We start from the raw sequence: 18,426 nt of genomic DNA, 5'->3' as shown, positions 1-18,426 counted from the left end.
CAACCATGAACACCGAGTTCAATCCGGACCGGCCCGCCGACATGGGGCCCCTCTACCGCGCCGAGGCGTGGCGGAGGTTCGGGGAGGAACAGTTCGACGTGGTGGTCATCGGTGGCGGCGTGGTGGGTGTCGGTGCCGCACTCGACGCCGCGACACGCGGTCTGCGCGTGGCGCTCGTCGAGGCACGCGACATCGCCTCGGGCACATCGAGCAGGTCGTCGAAGATGTTCCACGGTGGGCTCCGCTATCTCGAGCAGCTCGAATTCGGCCTCGTGCGAGAGGCTCTACGCGAACGCGAGTTGTCGCTCCGGTTCCTCGCGCCCCATCTGGTCAAGCCGTTGCCGTTCCTGTATCCGCTCACGCAACGGGTGTGGGAGCGGCCGTATGTCGGAGCCGGCATCTTCCTCTACGACCGGATGGGCGGCGCCAAGTCCGTTCCCGGACAGCGTCATGTCACCCGATCTGGTGCCCTGCGCGTGGCGCCGGCGCTCAAGCGCAGCTCGCTGATCGGCGGGATCCGGTACTACGACACCGTCGTCGACGACGCGCGGCACAGCCTCACGGTCGCCCGCACAGCGGCCAATTACGGTGCGGTCATCCGGACCTCGACCCAGGTCACCGGATTCCTGCGCGAATCCGACCGGGTGCTCGGAGTCCGGGTGCGCGACACCGAGAACGGCGATGTGACCGAGATCCGTGCCCATTGCGTGATCAACGCCGCGGGGGTGTGGACCGACGAGGTGCAGGCACTGTCCAAGCAGCGCGGGCATTTCAAGGTCCGGGCCTCCAAGGGCGTGCACATCGTGGTGCCGCGCGACCGGATCGTCAGCGAGACCGCGATCATCCTGCGCACCGCCAACTCGGTGCTGTTCGTCATCCCGTGGGAGACGCACTGGATCATCGGCACCACCGACACCGACTGGAACCTCGACCTCGCGCATCCGGCCGCCACCCGCGCCGACATCGACTACATCCTCGAACGCGTCAACGAGGTCCTGGTCACCAAGCTCAACCACGACGACATCGAAGGCGTCTACGCCGGCCTCCGGCCGCTGTTGGCCGGGGAGGACGACGAGACCTCGAAGCTGTCCCGGGAACACGCGGTCGCGACCGTCGCGCCCGGTCTCGTGTCGATCGCCGGCGGCAAGTACACCACCTACCGGGTGATGGCCGCAGACGCCGTCGACGCGTGCGACGACTTCATTCCCACCCGGGTGGCGCCGTCGATCACCGAACGCGTCCCGCTGCTCGGGGCGGACGGTTACTTCGCGCTCATCAACCAGTGCGAGCACCTCGGACGCCGATTCGGGTTGCACCCGTACCGGATTCGCCGGTTGCTGAACCGCTACGGCTCGCTGATCGACGACGTGCTGTACTACGCCGACGGCGACAAGAGCCTGCTGCAACCGCTGGCCGCGGCGCCGCAGTATCTGCGCGTGGAGGTGGTGTACGCCGCGGTCGACGAGGCGGCGCTGCACCTCGAGGACGTCCTCGCCCGGCGGACCCGCATCGCCATCGAATACTCCCATCGTGGCGTCGACTGCGCCGACGAGGTCGCCGACCTGCTGGCGCCCCTCCTCGGCTGGACCACCGAGCAACGCGACTTCGAGGTGGCGACCTACGTCGCGCGCGTGGAGGCCGAGGTGGCATCGCAGCAGCAACCCGACGACGACTCCGCCGACGCCCTGCGCGCCGCGGCCCCCGAGGCCCGGGCCGAGATCCTGGAGCCGGTTCCCGTTCCGAAATGACCTGGCTCCGGTCGAGTCGGGACGTTGGCCTCTGTCTCCGCCCCCTGATGCCGCGGCACGATCGGGGTGGGGGAAGAAGGAGGCGAGATCATGGTCGACGAACCGGTACGGGTACTCACTCCCGACCAGGCCTGGGATCTGTTGGGAGGAACCGAGCTCGGTCGGATCGCATTGGCCGTCAACGGTCAACCCGACATCTTCCCGGTGAACTTCCATGCGCACGACGGCCGCATCCTGCTGCGGTCCGGCGAGGGCACGAAATTGTCGGAGCTGGCTGTGAATTCCCGGGTGGCGTTCGAGGCCGACGGACACACCGAGACCGACGGGTGGAGTGTCGTTGCCAAGGGGACGGCGCGGATCCTGGTGTCGCTCCACGAGATCGAGGCGGCCGACCAGCTGCCGCTGCGCCCGTGGATCGCCACGATGAAGTACAACTACGTGGAGATCGCGGTCGACTCGATCACCGCCCGCCGCTTCGAGTTCGGGCCCGAACCGGAGCGCTACCCCGTGTGAGGGGGCCTCGGTCGGATCACACCTGGCACCGTGGACACCAGTAGACGGATCGTTCGCCGCCGGGGGATTCGAGTTCGCCCCGCTTCACCGGGGTGGCGCAGCGCCGGCACAGCCGCCCGTGGCGTCCATAGACCCACATCCGCGCATTCGGCGACGTGTTGCCCGTGGTGGTACGGGCCGACCGCATCCGGTTCGCCCACAGCAGGCGTCGGCTGAGGTCCACGACCGGCCCGAGGTCGACCTCGCCGACCGGCCGGGTCGGCAGGACTCGCCGCAGGAAACAGATCTCGCTGCGGAAGACGTTGCCGATTCCCGCGATCAGCCGCTGGTCGAGCAAGGCCGCACCGATCGTCGCGTCCGGGTCGGAACCGAGGCGTCGGATCGCCTCCTCGCGATCGAAGTCGTCGGCGAGCAGGTCGGGGCCGAGGTAGGCGAGCGCGGCGTCGGGGTCGGCGAGCAGTTCCAGTACGCCGAGGTCGAAACCGACCGCCTCATGGTCGGCGGTGCGCAGGACCGCGCGGGCCTGGTAGGCCGGGCGGCGCCACCGTTGCCCCCGCGGGTGCACGTGCCAGGCGCCCTCCATCTTCAGATGCGAGTGGATGCTGAGGGTGTCGCCGACACCCGGACCGCTCTCGGCGACGTCGATCAGCAGGTGCTTGCCCACCGATCGCACCGCGAGGACCTCGCGTCCGGAGAGGTCCGCGGTGGCCAGCGACGGGATGCGGAAGTCCGACGACTCGAGCACCCGTCCCGCGAGCCCCGCCCGCAGTCGTGCGGCGGCCGCGTAGACGGTGTCGCCCTCAGGCATGATCCGCCTCAGGCATGATCACCGAAACGCAGCCGGATGCCGCGCGGGGTCGTCGAGAATCCCGCTTCGACGAGCACCTTGCCGAAGTCGGTGGCGCGCACGGGTTCCGAGTCGATGTGGTCGATCGTCAGACGTGCGATCCGGCCCTTCCGGACCAGTGCGACCAGCGCGCCCGCGGCCGACTCCAGCCGCGGGATCGAGTCGCTGAACGTCAGCAGCGTCTTGCCGCCGCGTTCGACGAAACACACCACGTCACCGTCGACGATGACCACGAGCGCCCCCGGTTTGCGGCCCGGGCGGTGACCGGCCTCGGTGTCGCGAGACGCCGGCCACTCGAGCGCCGCCCCGTAGGGATTGGCCGGGTCCGTCGCGGCCAGCACGGTTGCCTCGCGGGGCGCTTTGCGATCGGGCAGCGCGTGCCGGCGCAATTCGTCGACGGTGGCCGGCGAGGCGAACTGCGCCCCGCCGAGGCCGTCGACGTAATAACCGCGACGAACGTGTCCGTTGTCCTCGAAGACGGTGAGGGCCTTGTAGACCCGCGCGAAGCCGCCGGTCACCTCCTCCGAGACGACGCTGCCGCGCGTGATCACGCCGTATCGGGTGAGCAACTGATCGCAGAGGCACTGCGTGGCTATGGTCGGCTCGGTGGACGGGTGGTCGAGGGCGAACCAGCGGCCACTCGCCGTCGGCGACACCGGGGGAGCGACGGAGTGTTCGGTGAGGTACCGGGCCGACAGGCGGCCGGCGCGGAGCCGGGGTGCGCGTCCGCGTGCCCGATGCGCGGGCGCCGAGCGCGGTGCGGACGGGCTGCGCCGCGGTTGCAGCAGGGCTCGGACGGGCGCGAAGCTGTCGTTGCTGACCCGCCCCGCCCACACGAGGTCCCACAGGGCACTCTCGATGTCGGCGGCCGGCGTGGTGGTGCCGGTGCTGATGTCGGCGGCGATCTGTGGGAACCGCAGGGCACCACCGGGTTCGAGTGCGGCCGTGACCCCGTCGTGGACCGGGGTGGTGTCGATCTCGTCGGCGTCGGGCAGCGTCAGGACGGCGACGTCCGCGGGATGCAGCGCCACCCAGCCGTCGGAGTTCCCGATGCGGCCGTGTCCGGACCAGATGACCTCACCGGCGCTGAGCAGTTCGTCGAGCATCGGCGCTGCGTAATCGGACACCCGGGCCGGCAGTACGAGGGACTCCCACGCCGACGCCGGCAGCGGGAACCCGGCCAGCTGGTCGATGACCGTCGCCACTCCGTCGACACCCCGGAGCTGGGTGCCCGACGACGCGTGCTGCCAGTCGAGGAGGAACCGGGTGAGGACGTCGGTACCGACGGGAGCCACCTCGGCGCGGCTCGCCGCCAGGGAACCGCGCCGGATCTGACCCAGCACGTCGCTGTGACACCACTGGCCCTCGCGAGGTGTGGCCTCGCCGCTCTCCGGCAGGAAATCACCTTCGACGACGCGTCGCTCTGATGCGAGACGGTTGAGGGTGTCGCGCACGACCCCGGTCGCGATACCCAGAGCCGCGGAGGCCTCGGGCACGGTGAACGGGCCATGGGTGCGGGCGTACCGGCCGATGAGGTCTCCGACGGGGTCGGGCACCTCCTCGAGATAGGCCGCCGGGATGCCGAGAGGTGCGGGCACCCCGAGGGCGTCACGGAGGCGGGCGGTGTCGTCGATGGCCGCCCACAGCGCACGTGCGTTGTGGTTGACCGAGATGATCTGCCCGACCCGGTGCAACTCGGTGAGCAGGTCGGCGGCCGGCTCGTCGCCGCGATACCGGGCCGCGACCTCCTCGGTGGTGAGCGGGCCCAGCCATCGCAGCAGGTCGACGATGTCCTCGGCGTCGCGCGCCTGACGCTCGGGGGACAGGCGTTGGAGCCGGGCGATCACGTCGGCGATGACCGCCGGATCGAGGAGCTCGCGCAGGTCGACGCGCCCGAGCAACTGGGCCAGCAGGCTGGTGTCGAGGGAGAGGGCGGCCGCGCGGCGCTCGGCGAGCGGCGCGTCGTCGGCGTACATGAAGGCTCCCACGTACCCGAACAGCAGCGACGCGGCGAAGGGAGACGGGCTCTGGGTCTCGGTCTCCACCACCCGGATCCGGCGCGTGCGGATGCGGGTCAGCAGATCGAGCAGGGCGGGGAGGTCGTAGACGTCCTGCAGGCATTCGCGGACGGCTTCGAGCACGATCGGGAACTCGGGGAATTTGGATGCGACGGAGAGCAGTTGGGCGCTGCGCTGGCGCTGTTGCCACAACGGGGCGCGCCGGCCCGGATCTCGGCGCGGCAAGAGCAGGGCGCGGGCGGCGCATTCGCGGAAACGGGACGCGAACATCGACGAGTCGGCCAGACCGTCGGTCACGAGTTGCTCGACCTCATCGGGGTCGAGGAGGAACACATCGGCTCCGGGTGGGGCGTCGTCGGTGTCGGGCATTCGCAGGATGATGCCGTCGTCGGAGGCGGTGGTGGCGCCCTCGATGCCGAGGGTCTCCAGCAGGCGCTGCGAGATGGCACTCGCCCAGGGGGCGTGCACACGTAAGCCGTAGGGGGAGTGGAGGATCACCCGCCAGTCGCCGAGTTCGTCGCGGAACCTCTCGACGACCAGCGTGCGGTCGGTGGGCAGGTGTCCGGTCGCCTCGCGCTGCTCGGCGATGAGTGTCGCGAGGTTGCTGCGGGCGTTGTCGGTGAGGCCGAGCCGGTCTGCCTGGTCGTCGAGCTTCCCGGGATCGGCGATCGACTGGGTGAAGGCGCCGATCGCGGCGCCCAGTTCGGCGGGGCGTCCGATCGCGTCACCGATCCAGAACGGCAGCCGGCCCGGTTGACCGAACGCGGGGGAGACGAGTACGCGGTCGTGGGTGATGTCCTCGATCCGCCAGCTGGTGGCGCCCAGCGCGAACACGTCGCCGACCCGGGACTCGTAGACCATCTCCTCGTCGAGTTCGCCTACGCGAGTGGCCTTCTCGCCGACCATGAACACGCCGAAGAGCCCGCGGTCGGGTATGGACCCGCCCGAGGTGACGGCGAGCCGCTGGGCGCCGCGCCGGCCGGTGATGACTCCGGCGTCGCGGTCCCAGTTCACCCGGGGGCGCAGTTCGGCGAACTCGTCGGACGGGAAGCGGCCCGCGACCAGGTCGAGGGTCGCGTCGAAGACGCCCCGGCCCAGTTCACGGTAGGGCGCCGCGCGCCGGACGACCTCGTACCAGTGATCGACCTCGAGGTCGTCGACCGCGGCCGCCGCGATGGTCTGCTGGGCGAGGATGTCGAGCGGATTCTGCGGGACCTTGATCTCCTCGATCGCGCCGTCGAGCATCCGGCCCACCGTCACCGTGCAGTGCAGCAGATCGGTGCGGTGCTTGGGGTAGAGGATGCCCTGGCTGATCTCGCCGACCTGGTGCCCGGCGCGGCCGATCCGCTGCAGTCCACTCGCCACCGACGGCGGGGACTCCACCTGGATGACGAGATCGACCGCACCCATGTCGATGCCGAGTTCGAGTGAGCTGGTGGCCACCACACACGAGAGGCGGCCGGCCTTCAGGTCGTCCTCGATCTGGGCGCGCTGCTCCTTGCTGACCGAGCCGTGATGGGCGCGGGCGAGAACCGGCTCGGCGCCGGAGCTCGCGCCGCTGCCCATCACGAACGCCGGGGCGCCGCCCGCGACCGACGGATTGCCGGTCGGTTCGGCAGTCTCGCCGTGGCGCTCGGCGTGGATCTCGTTGAGCCGAGCGGTGAGCTTCTCGGCGAGGCGTCGGGAGTTGGCGAAGACGATCGTGGCGCGGTTCGCCTCGATCTGGTCGACGATCGAGGCCTCGACGTACGGCCACAACGAGCCGGCAGTCGGCGAGAATGCGTCGTCCAGCGCCGCGGGATCGGCATCGGACACCGGCGGCGGGATGTTGGCCATGTCCTCGACGGGGACGTCGACGCGCAGGTCGAATGTCTTGTCGGCCTTGGGTTTGACCACCTGGCACGGCGCGGCGCCGGACAGGAACCCCGCGACCACCTCGGGCGGGCGGACCGTCGCCGAGAGGCCGATCCGCTGGGCAGGTTTGTCCAGCAGTTCGTCGAGGCGCTCGAGGGTCAGCGCGAGATGGGTACCGCGTTTGGTCGCGGCGACCGCGTGGACCTCGTCGACGATGATCGCCTCCACGCCGGTGAGACTCTCCCGCGCGGCCGAGGTGAGCATCAGGTACAGCGACTCGGGGGTCGTGATGAGGATGTCGGGTGGGGTCTTGACCAGCGCTCGCCGATCGGCGGCGGAGGTGTCGCCCGACCGCACGCCCACGGTGATGTTGGGCTCCGGAAGGTTCAGTTCCTGGGCCGCCCGCGTGATGCCGGTCAGCGGGGCCCGCAGGTTGCGTTCGACGTCGACGGCCAATGCCTTGAGTGGCGAGATGTAGAGGACCTTGGTGCCGGCGGGCCGCGAGTCCGGGTCGGCGGCGAGGCGGTCGAGGGCCCACAGGAACGCGGCGAGGGTCTTGCCCGATCCGGTGGGGGCGATGACCAAGGTGTGCGAGCCGTCGGCGATCGACGTCCACGCACCCTTCTGCGCGGCGGTGGGAGCGGTGAAGGCGCCGGAGAACCACCGTCGGGTGGGGGCGGTGAAGCGGTCGAGCACCGAAGCGCGGGGCATCTCTCCACTATGTCTCACGCGTACGACAGAACGCGGTATAGAGTCATCCCACGCCTGTGCGGGGAATCCGGTGAGAGTCCGGAACGGTCGCGCCACTGTGAACGCAGCCCAGATCGACACGGTCGACGTGACGGGGCATGCGTGAGTCAGGATGCCGTGCCGGCGTGCACCACCACCCGTGAACTCTCCGACGCGAGATCGGCGAAAGGACCCACCATGACAGCTCCCCGTACCGAGGCGGCATCACCGGTCGCCCCGGCCCGTGCCCTGCCCGTACCGAACCTGTCGGTCGCCAGTGCCGCCCTCTGGCTCAGCCTGACCGTGCTCCTGGCCGGTCTCGCCTACTACTTCCTCGGCTACGACCAGGGCGTCGTGTCGGTCTTCGGCTCCGACACCCACGTGCACGAGTTCGTCCACGACGCCCGCCACTTCCTCGGCTTCCCCTGCCACTGAGTCGGCCTGAACCGACCACGTCCGACTCAGGAGTCAACTTCATATGGAGAAGAAGTTCATCGGCGCGGGCCTGCTGGCAGGACTGATCGCCGGCATCGTCTCGTTCGTGTTCGCCCGGTTCCACCTCGAACCCGTCGTCGGCAAGGCCATCGACTACGAGAGCGCCCGCTCGGCGGCCGAGGAGGCCCTGGCCCATGCCGCCGAACCGGGTGGTCACACCCATGGTGAGGGCGGAGAGTTGTTCACCCGCGCGATGCAGGAGAACCTCGGCGCGGGGATCGGCAACGTCGTGTTCGCAGTGTGCATGGGCGCGTTCTTCGCGGTGGCGTTCACGGTCTTGTGGAGCCACGTCGGCAGCCGTCACCCGGCCACCGATCCCCGTGCGGTCGCCGGCGTGCTCGGCGGCATCGGTTTCGTCGCCGTCTTCGCCGTCCCGTTCTTCGCCTACCCGGCGAACCCACCCGCCGTCGGCGACGACGACACCATCGGCGAACGAACCGGTGCCTTCCTCACCATCACCGTGTCGTCGGTGATCCTCGCCATCGCGGCGGTGGTCCTGGCGTCGTGGTTGCGTCCGCGCATCGGTGGGTTGGTCTCGGCGTTCGCCGCCACGGTCGCCTATCTGGCCGGCATCGCGATCGTGCTCGCCTTCCTGCCGTCGTTCAGCGAGGTCCCCGGCCCGGTCCGCGACGACGCCGGACAGGTCGTGTTCCCGGGCTTCCCCGGTGACGTGATCGGGGATTTCCGGGTGTACGCGATCGCCAACCAGGTCATTCTGTGGACGGTTCTCACCGTCTCGTTCGCACTGATCGTGGGGGCGATGGCCCGGTCGCGGGCGACTGACCGCGCTCGCGCGGTCTCCGCGCCGAACTGAGGCGATCACTGCCCGGCATGCAGATCATCACCGCCGGGCGCACCGGCCCCAACCGGTCGGTGCGATTCGGCGGTGACCCGGTTCTCGATCAGCGGGGTCGACGCGACGTGCTCGTTCTGAGCGCGTCGCTCACGCGCCCGATCGACATCTGCGGCCCGGAGGCGGCGACCCGCGCCACCGCCGAGGTACTCGGCGCGACAGGCGGCCTCATCGTCGACGACGCGCTGCGGACGCTCGATGTCGGTGCGTGGTCGGGCCTGTCCCCGGAGGAGATCGACCCCGTCGACCTCGGCGGGTGGTTCACCGACCCGGAGGCCCGCCCGCACGGGGGTGAGAGTGTCGCGCAGTTCGTCGACCGAGTCCATGCCTGGCGTGCCGGGCAGGCCGAGCACGGCGATGGCTACGTGGTGGTCGCGATGCCGGTGGCGCAGGCCCTGCTGTGCGCCGATGCGGACGGGTTCTTCGCGCGGGAGGTGCGCCCGGCCACCCTCTACACCTGCACCGATGTTCGGTAGGAACAGATCTGCGACGACGTACCTAGACATCGGCAGTGACTCCTGACACAGTTGGGGACGACAAAACTGAAACGTGTTCGCCCCGGCGCGGACACCGGTCTGGGAGTGTGACGATGTTCGAGTGGTCCGACGAAGATCTGATGGTTCGGGACGCCCTGCGGGCGTTCATCGACAAGGAGATCCGGCCACATCTCGACGAACTCGAATCCGGCACGCTGCCGCCCTACGACATCACCCGCAAACTGCTGTCGAGCTTCGGTGTCGACGCGATGGCCAAGGACGCTCTCGAGAAGGAACTCGAGGCCGAGGCCAACGGGGAGAAGAAGCCCTCGGGCGACGGCGGCGGTATGGGCGGCTCGATGTTCATGATGGTCAACATCGAACTGGCGGGGGTCTGTCTCGGTCTCGTCGCATCCCTGGGCGTGAGCATGGGCCTGACCGCCTCGACCATCCGCGGCAAGGGCACGCTCGCCCAGAAGAAGCGGTGGCTGCCCGAACTGGTGACGATGGAGAAGGTCGGCGCCTGGGCGATCACCGAACCCGACTCCGGTTCGGACGCGCTGGGCGGCATGAAGACGACGGTCCGTCGCGATGGTGACGACTACATCCTCAACGGACAGAAGACCTTCATCACCAACGGTCCGTACGCCGACACCATCGTCGTGTTCGCCAAGCTCGACGACGGCAGCGGCACCCCGATGCGGGACCGCAAGGTCCTGTCGTTCGTCCTCGACAAGGGGATGCCGGGACTGACCCAGGGCAAGCCGTTCAAGAAGATGGGCATGATGAGTTCGCCGACGGGCGAGCTGTTCTTCGACAACGTGCGCGTCGGCAAGGACCGCCTGCTCGGCGAGACCGAGGACACCGGTTCGGACGCGCGCGGATCCGAAGGCGCCAAGGCCGGTTTCACCGCGGAGCGGGTCGGGATCGCGGCCCTCTCGCTGGGCATCATCAACGAGGCGCAACGGCTTTCGATCGACTACGCGAAGAACCGCAAGCTGTGGGGCCAGGAGATCGCACAGTTCCAGCTCATCCAGCTCAAGCTGGCCGAGATGGAGGTCGCGCGTATCAACGTCCAGAACATGCTCTTCAGTGCCCTGGAGCGGGGCAAGGCGGGCAAGCCGCTGAGCTTGTCCGAGGCGTCGGCGATGAAGCTCTACTCGTCGAAGGCGGCCACCGACGTCGCGATGGAGGCGGTGCAGTTGTTCGGCGGCAACGGCTACATGGCCGAGTATCGCGTGGAGCAGCTCGCGCGCGACGCCAAGTCGCTGATGATCTACGCCGGCAGCAACGAGATCCAGGTGACCCACGTCGCCAAGGGGCTGCTGCGGGGCTGACGAACAGGCCCGGTCGTGTCGGACCATGCCGACACGACCGGGCCGGGTTCAGGCACCCTCGTCGGCCCGTACCTCGGGCGCCCGCGGCGTGGTACCGGGCGTCGGCGACACGAGCGTCAGGTGGCCCGGCTGTGCCAGGAAGTCCTCGATGTCGCGTCGAGCCGCTTTCTCGACCAACAACGGCACGAAGATCCTGACCTTACAGTCGGCGAAACGTCCGTGAATGGCGCGCACACGAGCGTTGATGTCATCGACAGCCATAACCGGAAACCGTGCGATCAGGCGACGAATCACCTGTTCGACTTCGAGCATCTCCTCAACCCGAGCCATTGGGTCATTTTGCGGCAAAACCCCCCGCGGCTGCCGGCTCATCGAGGAAACGACTGGTCACGATCGAGCAGGCGCCGATTTCCCGCAGTCGCCACGACAATTGCGCGTCCTGTTCGTCGGTTACCGCGCGTATGTCTCGGACGTGGCACAGAATGACCAGTTAGTCATTCGGTCCAGCCACGGGAGCGTACGGCCATGCCTGATTTCTCATCGTCCTCGGGTGAACTGCGAGGCCCGGGTCGCGACGGCCCGCCCGCCCCGATGTCGGGCAAGAAATACCGCAAGCATCTCGAACCGCTGCATGCCGAGTTGGTCGCCATGCAGGAGTGGGTGCGTGCGACCGGGGCGAAGGTCTGCATTCTCTTCGAGGGCCGGGACACGGCAGGCAAAGGCGGTGTCATCAAGGCGATCACGGCCAGGGTGAGTCCGCGGGTCTTCCGCGTGGTCGCGCTGCCCGCGCCCACCGAACGGGAGAAGTCGCAGATGTACCTCCAGCGGTACATTCCGCATCTGCCCGCGGCCGGCGAGGTCGTCATCTTCGACCGCAGTTGGTACAACCGGGCCGGTATCGAACGAGTGCTCGGGTTCTGCACGGAGAAACAGGCCCACCAGTTCCTGGAACAGGTGCCCACGGTGGAACGGTCGATGGTCGAGTCGGGGATCATCCTGCTCAAGTACTGGCTCGAGATCAGTGAGGAACAGCAGACCCTTCGCCTGCAAAGCCGGATCGACGATCCGCGGAAGATCTGGAAGCTCTCCGACATGGACCTCGCGTCCTACAGCCGCTGGTACGACTATTCGCGGGCCCGAGACGAGATGTTCCGGTTCACCGACACGGGCTGGGCGCCCTGGTATGTCGTCTCCACCGACGACAAGAAACGGGGTCGGTTGAATGTGATCGAGCACCTTCTCGGTCAGGTTCCCTACACGCCGCTCGAACGTCCCCGGATCGAACTGCCGAAGCGGCAGAAGGCCAAGGACTATCGGCCACCCGAGCAGGCCCTGCACTGGATCCCGACCCCGTATTGACGACCCGAAACCGAACCGCAGTCGAGTAGTCACGACACCGCCCGAGCCCGAGGCAGGAGAGTTGTATGGCCATCGCACGCCCGCCGTCGTCACCGGAACGTCGGGAGGACGACGCCCCCGCACCGGCCTGGCACGTCCAGGACGTCGAATCCGTCGTGTCGGCGCTCGAGTCCGACAGCACCGGTGGACTGTCGTCGGCCGAGATCGACGACCGACGGACGCGGTTCGGCGACAACGTGATCGCCGCGGAACCGGCCCCGTCGGTGGCTGCACTGGTGCTGCTGCAGCTCAGGGATCCGATGAACCTGATGCTGATCGCCGTGGTGATCGTCAGCCTGGTGATCGCGGAGGTCTCGACCGCGCTGGTGGTCGCCGCCCTGGTGGTGCTCAACCTGGTGCTGGGCACTCGGCAGGAGCTGAAGGCCCGGGCCAGCGTGGACGCCCTGGCGCGGATTCAGGTTCCGCAGGCCCGCGTGGTCCGGGGTGGAGTCCTGGTGGAAGTTCCCGCGGCGCAACTCGTTCCCGGGGACATCGTGCAGCTCGAAGCCGGCGACTTGGTGCCGGCCGACGGACGTCTGGTGCGGGCCGCCACGCTGGAGACGCAGGAGGCCGCGCTGACCGGCGAGAGCGCGCCGATCCCGAAGGACCCCGCCGCGCTCACCGATGTCGAGCTGGCCCTGGGTGACCGCAGCAACATGCTCTTCCAGAACACCTCGGTCACCCGCGGCACGGCGACGATGGTCGTCACCGAGACCGGGATGCGGACGCAGATGGGACAGATCGCGTCGATGCTGTCGGCGATCGCCCCACAGCGGTCACCCCTGCAGCGGGAGCTGGATTCACTCACCAAGATCCTGGGCGTGATCGCCTGGACCGCCGTGGCGATCATCGTGGTGATCGGGCTGGTGCGCGGACAAGACCTGGCGACGGTGATGCTGCTCGGTATCTCGATGGGCATCTCGGCGATACCCTCCGGTCTGCCCACTTTCGTCCAGGCGATGCTGGCCTTCGGGGCCCGGCAGCTCGCGGATGCGAAGGCGGTCGTCAAGAACCTCACCGACGTGGAGACGCTCGGCGCGACGAGTCTGATCAACTCGGACAAGACCGGGACGCTCACCATGAACCAGATGATGGTGCGCTCGTTGTACTTCCACGGTCAGTGGTTCGCCGTCGACGGTGAGGGCTACGGCAAGACCGGGAGCATCACCCAGGCGGCGGGCGAGCCGGTTCCCGACTTCACCATGCTCGCGTACGGACTGTGCCTCGACAGCGACGCCACCGTGTCGGACGCCGGCGCCGTCATCGGCGATCCGACCGAGGCGGCGCTGATCGTGCTGGCAGCCAAGATGGGGGTCGACGCGCCGCTCACCCGCCAGACCTATCCCCGTCTCGCCGAGGTTCCATTCGACTCGGCCTACAAGTTCATGGCGACGTTCCACCGGCTGCCGGTGGACGGCACCGTCCGTTTCGTCGAGATGGTCAAGGGCGGTCCGGATGTCGTGCTGAACCGCTGCCGCTGGGCGTTCCGCCCCGGACGGGAGAGGGTGGAGCTGGCGGAGGTCCGGGCCGAGATCGAGGCGGCCAACGAGCAGATGTCGGCCGAGGGCCTACGTGTGCTGGCCTTCGCCGCGCGCGTGCTCGACGGCCGGGAGGACGAGGTGACCGCCGACCCGATGGCGTTCGTGGACGATCTCGTCTTCGTCGGGATGGTCGGGATCATCGACCCGTTGCGTGCCGAGGCCGTCGACGCCGTCCGCACGGCGCACGCCGCGGGGATCGATGTGCGGATGATCACGGGGGACCACACGGGAACCGCGTCGGCGATCGGTGCGCAGCTGGGACTCGGTCCCGGGGCCATCAGCGGTACCGAACTCGCCGCGATGTCCGACGAGGAACTCGCCGAGGCGCTTCCGCGGTTGCATGTGTTCGGGCGTGTCACGCCGTCGGACAAACTCCGGCTCGCCGACGTGATGCAGCGCCAGGGCGCGGTCGTCGCGATGACCGGCGACGCGGTCAACGACGCGGCCGCGCTGAAGAAGGCCGACATCGGGGTGGCGATGGGCTCGGGCAGCGAGGTCACCAAGCAGGCCGGCAAGCTGATCCTCACCGACGACAACTTCGGGACGTTGATCACCGCGATCCGGTTGGGGCGCAGCGTCTACGACAAGATCGTCGCCTACATCCGCTACCAGATGTCCAAGCTGTTCTCACTGGTGCTCCTGTTCCTGGTCGCGAGCATCTTCGACATCAACGAGGGCGTCGCGCTGGCGCCGCTGATGGTGGTCTTCCAGCACTTTTTCATCACCCTGTTCCCGGTGATCGTGATCATGCAGGACCCGCCGGCACCGGATCTGATGGCCAAACCACCACGGGACCCGAAACAGCCGATCACGAATCGCGCGTCGTTCGTGCAGTGGTTCGCCTACGGGGTCCTGCAGTTCGCGGTGACCTTCGTCGCGATGATGGTGGCGCCCGGTCCGATGAGCCCGACCGAACCGAACGTCCCGATGACCATGGGCTTCGTGGTGCTGTCCCTGGGTTCGGTGTTCGCCGGGTTGGTGATGCGGCGCGATCCGGAGTCGGGCCTCACACCGCCGATCGTCAACGCCGTGAAGATCCTGTCGATCCCGATCATCGTCACCGTGCTCGCGGTGGAGCTCGGATTTCTGCAAGACCTGCTGCAGACGACCTCGCTGACCGGCGGCCAGTGGCTCGCCTGCATCGGATGGTCGCTGATCATCCCCGTCGTGGTGGAGGCGGAGAAGTGGGTGCGACGTCGCCGGAGTCCGGCGGTGTCCGCGATCTCGGCCGTGGAAGCGGTGGCACCCCGGCGAGCTCTTCGCTGACCGAACGGGCGGCTACGAGGCCCGGTGTGGGTTCCACGCCAGGTACCACAACTGCAGCCAGTCCAGTTGCGGTGGCGCGATCCGGGTCTCGGGGCGGTGCCGTGGGACGCGGACGCGCAGCGCACCGGGCGTGATCGTGCATAGCACCGGCGTCGTGAGCTGGAGCGATTCGCCGTCGACCCCGACCGGGATGACCTCGGCGTCGGCGTCGACGGTCACCTCGGTGGCGATGCGCTGGACGAGTCCGCGGTCGTGGGTGCGCCGCAGGAGGCCGACGGCCTGCCGGGTGTCGGACACCGAGACGGTGACGACCCCGAGCCGTCCCTCGTCGATGCGGGTGCGGCGACCGAGCCCGGCCACGTCGTTGGTGGCATAGGGGCCGTTGCTGACGAGGACGGCCTGTGGATCGGCGACGGTCTCGCTGCCGATGACGGCCCGCAGACCCGACCTCGTCCCTCTCCCCAGGAGGTCGGGAAGCATGCGTAACACCGTGCGTGTCTTGTCATCTCGATACTGCGGACTCTGGACCACCTCGGCGTAGATGCCGAACGACGCGTTGTTGACGAACGGCCGACCGTTGATGTGACAGAGGTCGACATGGAATTCGACGCCGTCGCGCAGCGCGTCGAGACACCGGGCGGGGTCCTGGCGGTCGAGCCCGAGATCGAGAGCGAAATGGTTTCGGGTGCCGGCACTGATGACCAGGAAGGGTACGCCCGCCTCGGCCGCGACTCCGGCGACGAGGGCCTGGGTGCCGTCACCTCCCGCGACACCGAGCAGGTCGGCCCCGCGCGCCACCGCGTCCCGTGCCAATTGCTCCACGTCGATCTCCACCGGCCCGTCCAGCAATACGACTTCGGCGCCGAGGGATTCGGCCTTGCGCTGCAGATCGAATCGGACGACCTTCCCGCCACCCGAACGCGGGTTCATGATGATGAACGGGCGGTGGACGTCCGGCGCCGGGTGTTCGGGCATCAGGGAGTCGATGCGCGACGGCCGCAGCGCGCGCCGACCGCATCCGACCGCGGCGGCCGCCAGCAGCGCGGCGGCGATCACGACCCAGAGCTGTCGCTCGCGAAGGAGGAACACCACGAGAACCGCCACCGGCAGGACCGCGAGAGCGGCCGAGACGATGCGGAGGACACCACGGCTGATGAGGAACCAGTACACCGCGGCGACGATGACGACGGCACAGACACCACAGATCGCCAGGAGGCCCAGCAGGCGGAGGAGGCCGGCGGCGGCCACCGGCAGCAGGATCGCGGCGACGGCCAGCGCCATGGCCGCGCGCGCCCACCATCTGCGTGTCGTGGGCGGCGCGACCTCGGCGGCGACCGACGCCTGACTCATACCGTCTCGACGGCCGGCGTCGCCGCGCCGGGCGTCTCCTGATCCGGCGGATCCGACTCCTCGTTCCGGTCCTTGGCGGCCCAGTCCTTCGCCGGCCTGATCACGAGTTCGAGGATCAGGAGTGCGAGGAGTCCGAAGACGGCGATGAGGAGGACCACCAGACCGGTCGGATAGCTCCAGAAGACGAGCAGCAGCGCCGCGATGCCGATGATCGCGCTGCGCAAGGCGATTCGCGTGCGGAACAGGCTCTCCTCGAAGGCATTCGGCGGCCGCGAGCGTCGTATCCGCTGTACCGAGTCGAGCCCTTGCCCGAATCCGCGCCGAACGGCCGTGGCCGAGGCGGACCCGCCCAACAGGTAGGCCCCGACGGCGACCACGAGCCCGAGGACCGCCACGGCACGTAGCGCCAACCGCAGCGGATCGAGCACCGTGTCGATGGTGGCGGCCGCGGCATCGGGGGCGAGGATGTCGGGCGGCATCGCGTCGAGATAGAGCGCTCGGCCGATCAGCAACGCGATGGCGAGGACGAGCATGGCGAGGACGAGTGACAGTCCGGCGAGCGAGAGGGCCCGCAGACGCCGACCGCGGGGTGCGACGGCCACGGCGGCGAAGGCGAGCGCGATCGTCAGCCAGGGCAGGACGTCGGCGGCGGTGTCGAGTGCCGAGACGGCACGCTGGGCGCGGACCAGTTCTGGTGAGCGGAACAGGACGAACTGCGTGTCGACGGCGGGGATCTTCTCGGCGAAGGTGAAGCCGCGGTCGAGGAGGCGTGCCTTGACGTTGTCGATCACGGTGCCGAGCGAGATGCTGACGGTGCCGGAGTCGTCTACGGTCACCGACGACGGTCCGACGTCGCCGGTCACGACCGCGACCAGGGCGGTGTGTGCGGACCGATTCGCCTGCAGCCACAGGGATTCGAACTGATCGCCGGCGACGAACGACGACACGGTCTGTTGCACGAAGCCGCGGGCCTGGCCGGCCAGGACGGGAGCGAGGCCCTCGACCGCCCGGTCGACGCGTGGTGCGTTCTCGGTGGCCGGAACCGCGTCGGTCAGGGTCGTCAGCGCCGCCGCGGTGAGTCCCTCGACGTCGATGCGACTGAAGATCTCACCGGTGATCGTGTTCGAGATCTCGGCTTGCACTGCGGGATCCGAGGCGAGCGGAGCGACGGTGCTGACGTAGCGGTCGGTGTCGAGGATCTCGCCACGGACGAATCGCGAAGTCACCGAGGTGATGGCGAGTACGGCGACGAGGATGCACAGGACCGCGACCGCGAACCAGCGCCACCGGGTCCGACGGGTCGGGTCGGGGGTCTTGGTGGCCGGCCCGGTGCCGGCCGCGTCGCGCAGGCGCGCGACCTCGGCTCGTAGTCGTTCGAGTTCGGCGCGCTCGGAGTCGGTGATGCATACGCTCGGCTCCGCGCTCTGTCCGTTGGTGTCCGTGGTCATCTCGACGCCGCCCTTCCGGCCGCTGATCGTCTGGGGTTCCGGTGCTGACAGAACGCGCTCCACCGCCGAGGGGTGCCTCGACGGTGCAGCGGGGGTCGGGATCTAGCGGTATTCGGCCTTCGGCGGCCAGGTCGAGACGGCCCAGATGACCACGATGTCGAGAGCGATGATCAGGATCGACCACCAGGGGTAGTAGGGCAACCACAGGAAGTTGGCGATGATCGACAGACCGGCGATCACGATCGCGGTGAACCGAGCCCAGGTCGCGCCGGTGACGAGTGCGATGCCGACGCCGGCCATCACGATCCCGAGGGCGATGTGAATCCAGCCCCACGTGGTGAAGTCGAGCTTGTAGACATACTCGACGCCGCGGACGAAGACCTCGTCTTCGGCGACCGCGGCGATGCCCTGGAAGAGTTGGATGACACCGAGGACGATGAGGATGATCGCGGCGCCGATGGAGGTCCCCGCGGCGATGTTCTGTGAGGTGGATGGACGGTTGTTCTCGTGGGTGGGTGCGGTGTGAGTCATGATGACGCCCTTCTCTGGACAA

14 protein-coding genes and 1 riboswitch are annotated in these 18,426 nt (G+C 68.7%); of the genes, 8 read left to right on the top strand and 6 right to left on the bottom strand.

The genetic code is table 11. From position 1 onward, the window contains the following. The first annotated feature begins 5 nt into the window (after window positions 1-5). Both glpD and KB201_RS00825 read left to right on the top strand, forming a co-directional pair. Entirely contained in the window at window positions 6-1,748 is a 1,743-nt protein-coding gene (gene glpD / locus KB201_RS00830; RefSeq protein WP_137809901.1) for a glycerol-3-phosphate dehydrogenase, read from the top strand. 90 nt (window positions 1,749-1,838) lie between these two features. Next, on the top strand, window positions 1,839-2,261 hold the full coding sequence (locus tag KB201_RS00825; RefSeq protein ID WP_211538156.1) for a pyridoxamine 5'-phosphate oxidase family protein: 423 nt from the start codon (window positions 1,839-1,841) through the stop codon (window positions 2,259-2,261). A 16-nt stretch (window positions 2,262-2,277) separates the two neighbouring features. Here KB201_RS00825 and KB201_RS00820 read toward each other — a convergent pair whose 3' ends face one another. After that, window positions 2,278-3,069: a DNA-formamidopyrimidine glycosylase family protein gene (locus tag KB201_RS00820; protein WP_211538155.1), complete on the bottom strand. Its 792-nt coding sequence runs from the start codon at window positions 3,067-3,069 to the stop codon at window positions 2,278-2,280. A gap of 8 nt (window positions 3,070-3,077) precedes the next feature. Next, the gene (locus KB201_RS00815) at window positions 3,078-7,691 is read right to left on the bottom strand and encodes an ATP-dependent helicase (protein ID WP_211538154.1); all 4,614 of its coding nucleotides are present in this window, start codon (window positions 7,689-7,691) and stop codon (window positions 3,078-3,080) included. A 61-nt stretch (window positions 7,692-7,752) separates the two neighbouring features. Further along, a riboswitch (cobalamin riboswitch) is annotated at window positions 7,753-7,847 on the top strand. Between the two features lie 60 nt (window positions 7,848-7,907). Here KB201_RS00815 and KB201_RS00810 point away from each other — a divergent pair. From KB201_RS00810 to KB201_RS00795, 4 genes are all read left to right on the top strand, one after another. Next, window positions 7,908-8,144, top strand: a complete 237-nt coding sequence (locus KB201_RS00810) for a CbtB-domain containing protein (protein ID WP_211538153.1) — start codon at window positions 7,908-7,910, stop codon at window positions 8,142-8,144. Between the two features lie 43 nt (window positions 8,145-8,187). Continuing rightward, window positions 8,188-9,018 (top strand): CbtA family protein, encoded by an 831-nt coding sequence (locus tag KB201_RS00805; protein ID WP_211538152.1) that lies wholly within the window; start codon window positions 8,188-8,190, stop codon window positions 9,016-9,018. A gap of 17 nt (window positions 9,019-9,035) precedes the next feature. After that, window positions 9,036-9,533 (top strand): histidine phosphatase family protein, encoded by a 498-nt coding sequence (locus KB201_RS00800; protein WP_211538151.1) that lies wholly within the window; start codon window positions 9,036-9,038, stop codon window positions 9,531-9,533. A 113-nt stretch (window positions 9,534-9,646) separates the two neighbouring features. Beyond that, window positions 9,647-10,870 (top strand): acyl-CoA dehydrogenase family protein, encoded by a 1,224-nt coding sequence (locus tag KB201_RS00795; protein WP_211538150.1) that lies wholly within the window; start codon window positions 9,647-9,649, stop codon window positions 10,868-10,870. Window positions 10,871-10,918: 48 nt separating this feature from the next. Here KB201_RS00795 and KB201_RS00790 read toward each other — a convergent pair whose 3' ends face one another. Continuing rightward, window positions 10,919-11,182 (bottom strand): three-helix bundle dimerization domain-containing protein, encoded by a 264-nt coding sequence (locus KB201_RS00790; RefSeq protein WP_211538149.1) that lies wholly within the window; start codon window positions 11,180-11,182, stop codon window positions 10,919-10,921. A gap of 213 nt (window positions 11,183-11,395) precedes the next feature. On the opposite strand from KB201_RS00790, the gene ppk2 reads away from it, so the two are divergent. Both ppk2 and KB201_RS00780 read left to right on the top strand, forming a co-directional pair. After that, window positions 11,396-12,229 carry a polyphosphate kinase 2 gene (gene ppk2 / locus KB201_RS00785; RefSeq protein ID WP_211538148.1) on the top strand — a complete coding sequence of 278 codons (834 nt, stop codon included), beginning with the start codon at window positions 11,396-11,398 and terminating at the stop codon, window positions 12,227-12,229. 65 nt (window positions 12,230-12,294) lie between these two features. Further along, a complete protein-coding gene (locus KB201_RS00780; RefSeq protein WP_211538147.1) occupies window positions 12,295-15,075 on the top strand; it encodes a cation-transporting P-type ATPase in 2,781 nt (926 codons plus the stop codon). Window positions 15,076-15,087: 12 nt separating this feature from the next. On the opposite strand, the gene KB201_RS00775 is transcribed toward KB201_RS00780, so the two are convergent. The 3 genes from KB201_RS00775 to KB201_RS00765 form a co-directional block, all read right to left on the bottom strand. Continuing rightward, complete coding sequence (locus KB201_RS00775) at window positions 15,088-16,425, bottom strand: diacylglycerol kinase family protein (protein WP_211538146.1); 1,338 nt, start codon at window positions 16,423-16,425, stop codon at window positions 15,088-15,090. After that, window positions 16,422-17,873: a hypothetical protein gene (locus tag KB201_RS00770; RefSeq protein ID WP_176455883.1), complete on the bottom strand. Its 1,452-nt coding sequence runs from the start codon at window positions 17,871-17,873 to the stop codon at window positions 16,422-16,424. The genes KB201_RS00775 and KB201_RS00770 overlap by 4 nt, the downstream gene beginning before the upstream one ends. Before the next feature lie 102 nt (window positions 17,874-17,975). After that, window positions 17,976-18,404 carry a hypothetical protein gene (locus KB201_RS00765; RefSeq protein WP_078112053.1) on the bottom strand — a complete coding sequence of 143 codons (429 nt, stop codon included), beginning with the start codon at window positions 18,402-18,404 and terminating at the stop codon, window positions 17,976-17,978. Between the last annotated feature and the right edge of the window lie 22 nt (window positions 18,405-18,426).

The organism is Gordonia sp. SCSIO 19800 (assembly GCF_018132775.1).
Lineage (GTDB): Bacteria > Actinomycetota > Actinomycetes > Mycobacteriales > Mycobacteriaceae > Gordonia > Gordonia hongkongensis.
Note: the sequence above shows the minus strand (reverse complement) of the source record. Positions and strands in the feature narration are given on the sequence as shown.

What these genes read in the sequence shown, in the direction of transcription:
- KB201_RS00800 (WP_211538151.1), top strand. Translation starts at nt 9,036, where the DNA reads ATGCAGATCATCACCGCCGGGCGCACCGGCCCCAACCGGTCGGTGCGA.
- KB201_RS00805 (WP_211538152.1), top strand. Translation starts at nt 8,188, where the DNA reads ATGGAGAAGAAGTTCATCGGCGCGGGCCTGCTGGCAGGACTGATCGCC.
- ppk2 (WP_211538148.1), top strand. Translation starts at nt 11,396, where the DNA reads ATGCCTGATTTCTCATCGTCCTCGGGTGAACTGCGAGGCCCGGGTCGC.
- KB201_RS00820 (WP_211538155.1), bottom strand. Translation starts at nt 3,069, where the DNA reads ATGCCTGAGGGCGACACCGTCTACGCGGCCGCCGCACGACTGCGGGCG.
- KB201_RS00790 (WP_211538149.1), bottom strand. Translation starts at nt 11,182, where the DNA reads ATGCTCGAAGTCGAACAGGTGATTCGTCGCCTGATCGCACGGTTTCCG.
- KB201_RS00780 (WP_211538147.1), top strand. Translation starts at nt 12,295, where the DNA reads ATGGCCATCGCACGCCCGCCGTCGTCACCGGAACGTCGGGAGGACGAC.
- KB201_RS00775 (WP_211538146.1), bottom strand. Translation starts at nt 16,425, where the DNA reads ATGAGTCAGGCGTCGGTCGCCGCCGAGGTCGCGCCGCCCACGACACGC.
- KB201_RS00810 (WP_211538153.1), top strand. Translation starts at nt 7,908, where the DNA reads ATGACAGCTCCCCGTACCGAGGCGGCATCACCGGTCGCCCCGGCCCGT.
- KB201_RS00770 (WP_176455883.1), bottom strand. Translation starts at nt 17,873, where the DNA reads ATGACCACGGACACCAACGGACAGAGCGCGGAGCCGAGCGTATGCATC.
- KB201_RS00825 (WP_211538156.1), top strand. Translation starts at nt 1,839, where the DNA reads ATGGTCGACGAACCGGTACGGGTACTCACTCCCGACCAGGCCTGGGAT.
- KB201_RS00815 (WP_211538154.1), bottom strand. Translation starts at nt 7,691, where the DNA reads ATGCCCCGCGCTTCGGTGCTCGACCGCTTCACCGCCCCCACCCGACGG.
- KB201_RS00795 (WP_211538150.1), top strand. Translation starts at nt 9,647, where the DNA reads ATGTTCGAGTGGTCCGACGAAGATCTGATGGTTCGGGACGCCCTGCGG.
- glpD (WP_137809901.1), top strand. Translation starts at nt 6, where the DNA reads ATGAACACCGAGTTCAATCCGGACCGGCCCGCCGACATGGGGCCCCTC.
- KB201_RS00765 (WP_078112053.1), bottom strand. Translation starts at nt 18,404, where the DNA reads ATGACTCACACCGCACCCACCCACGAGAACAACCGTCCATCCACCTCA.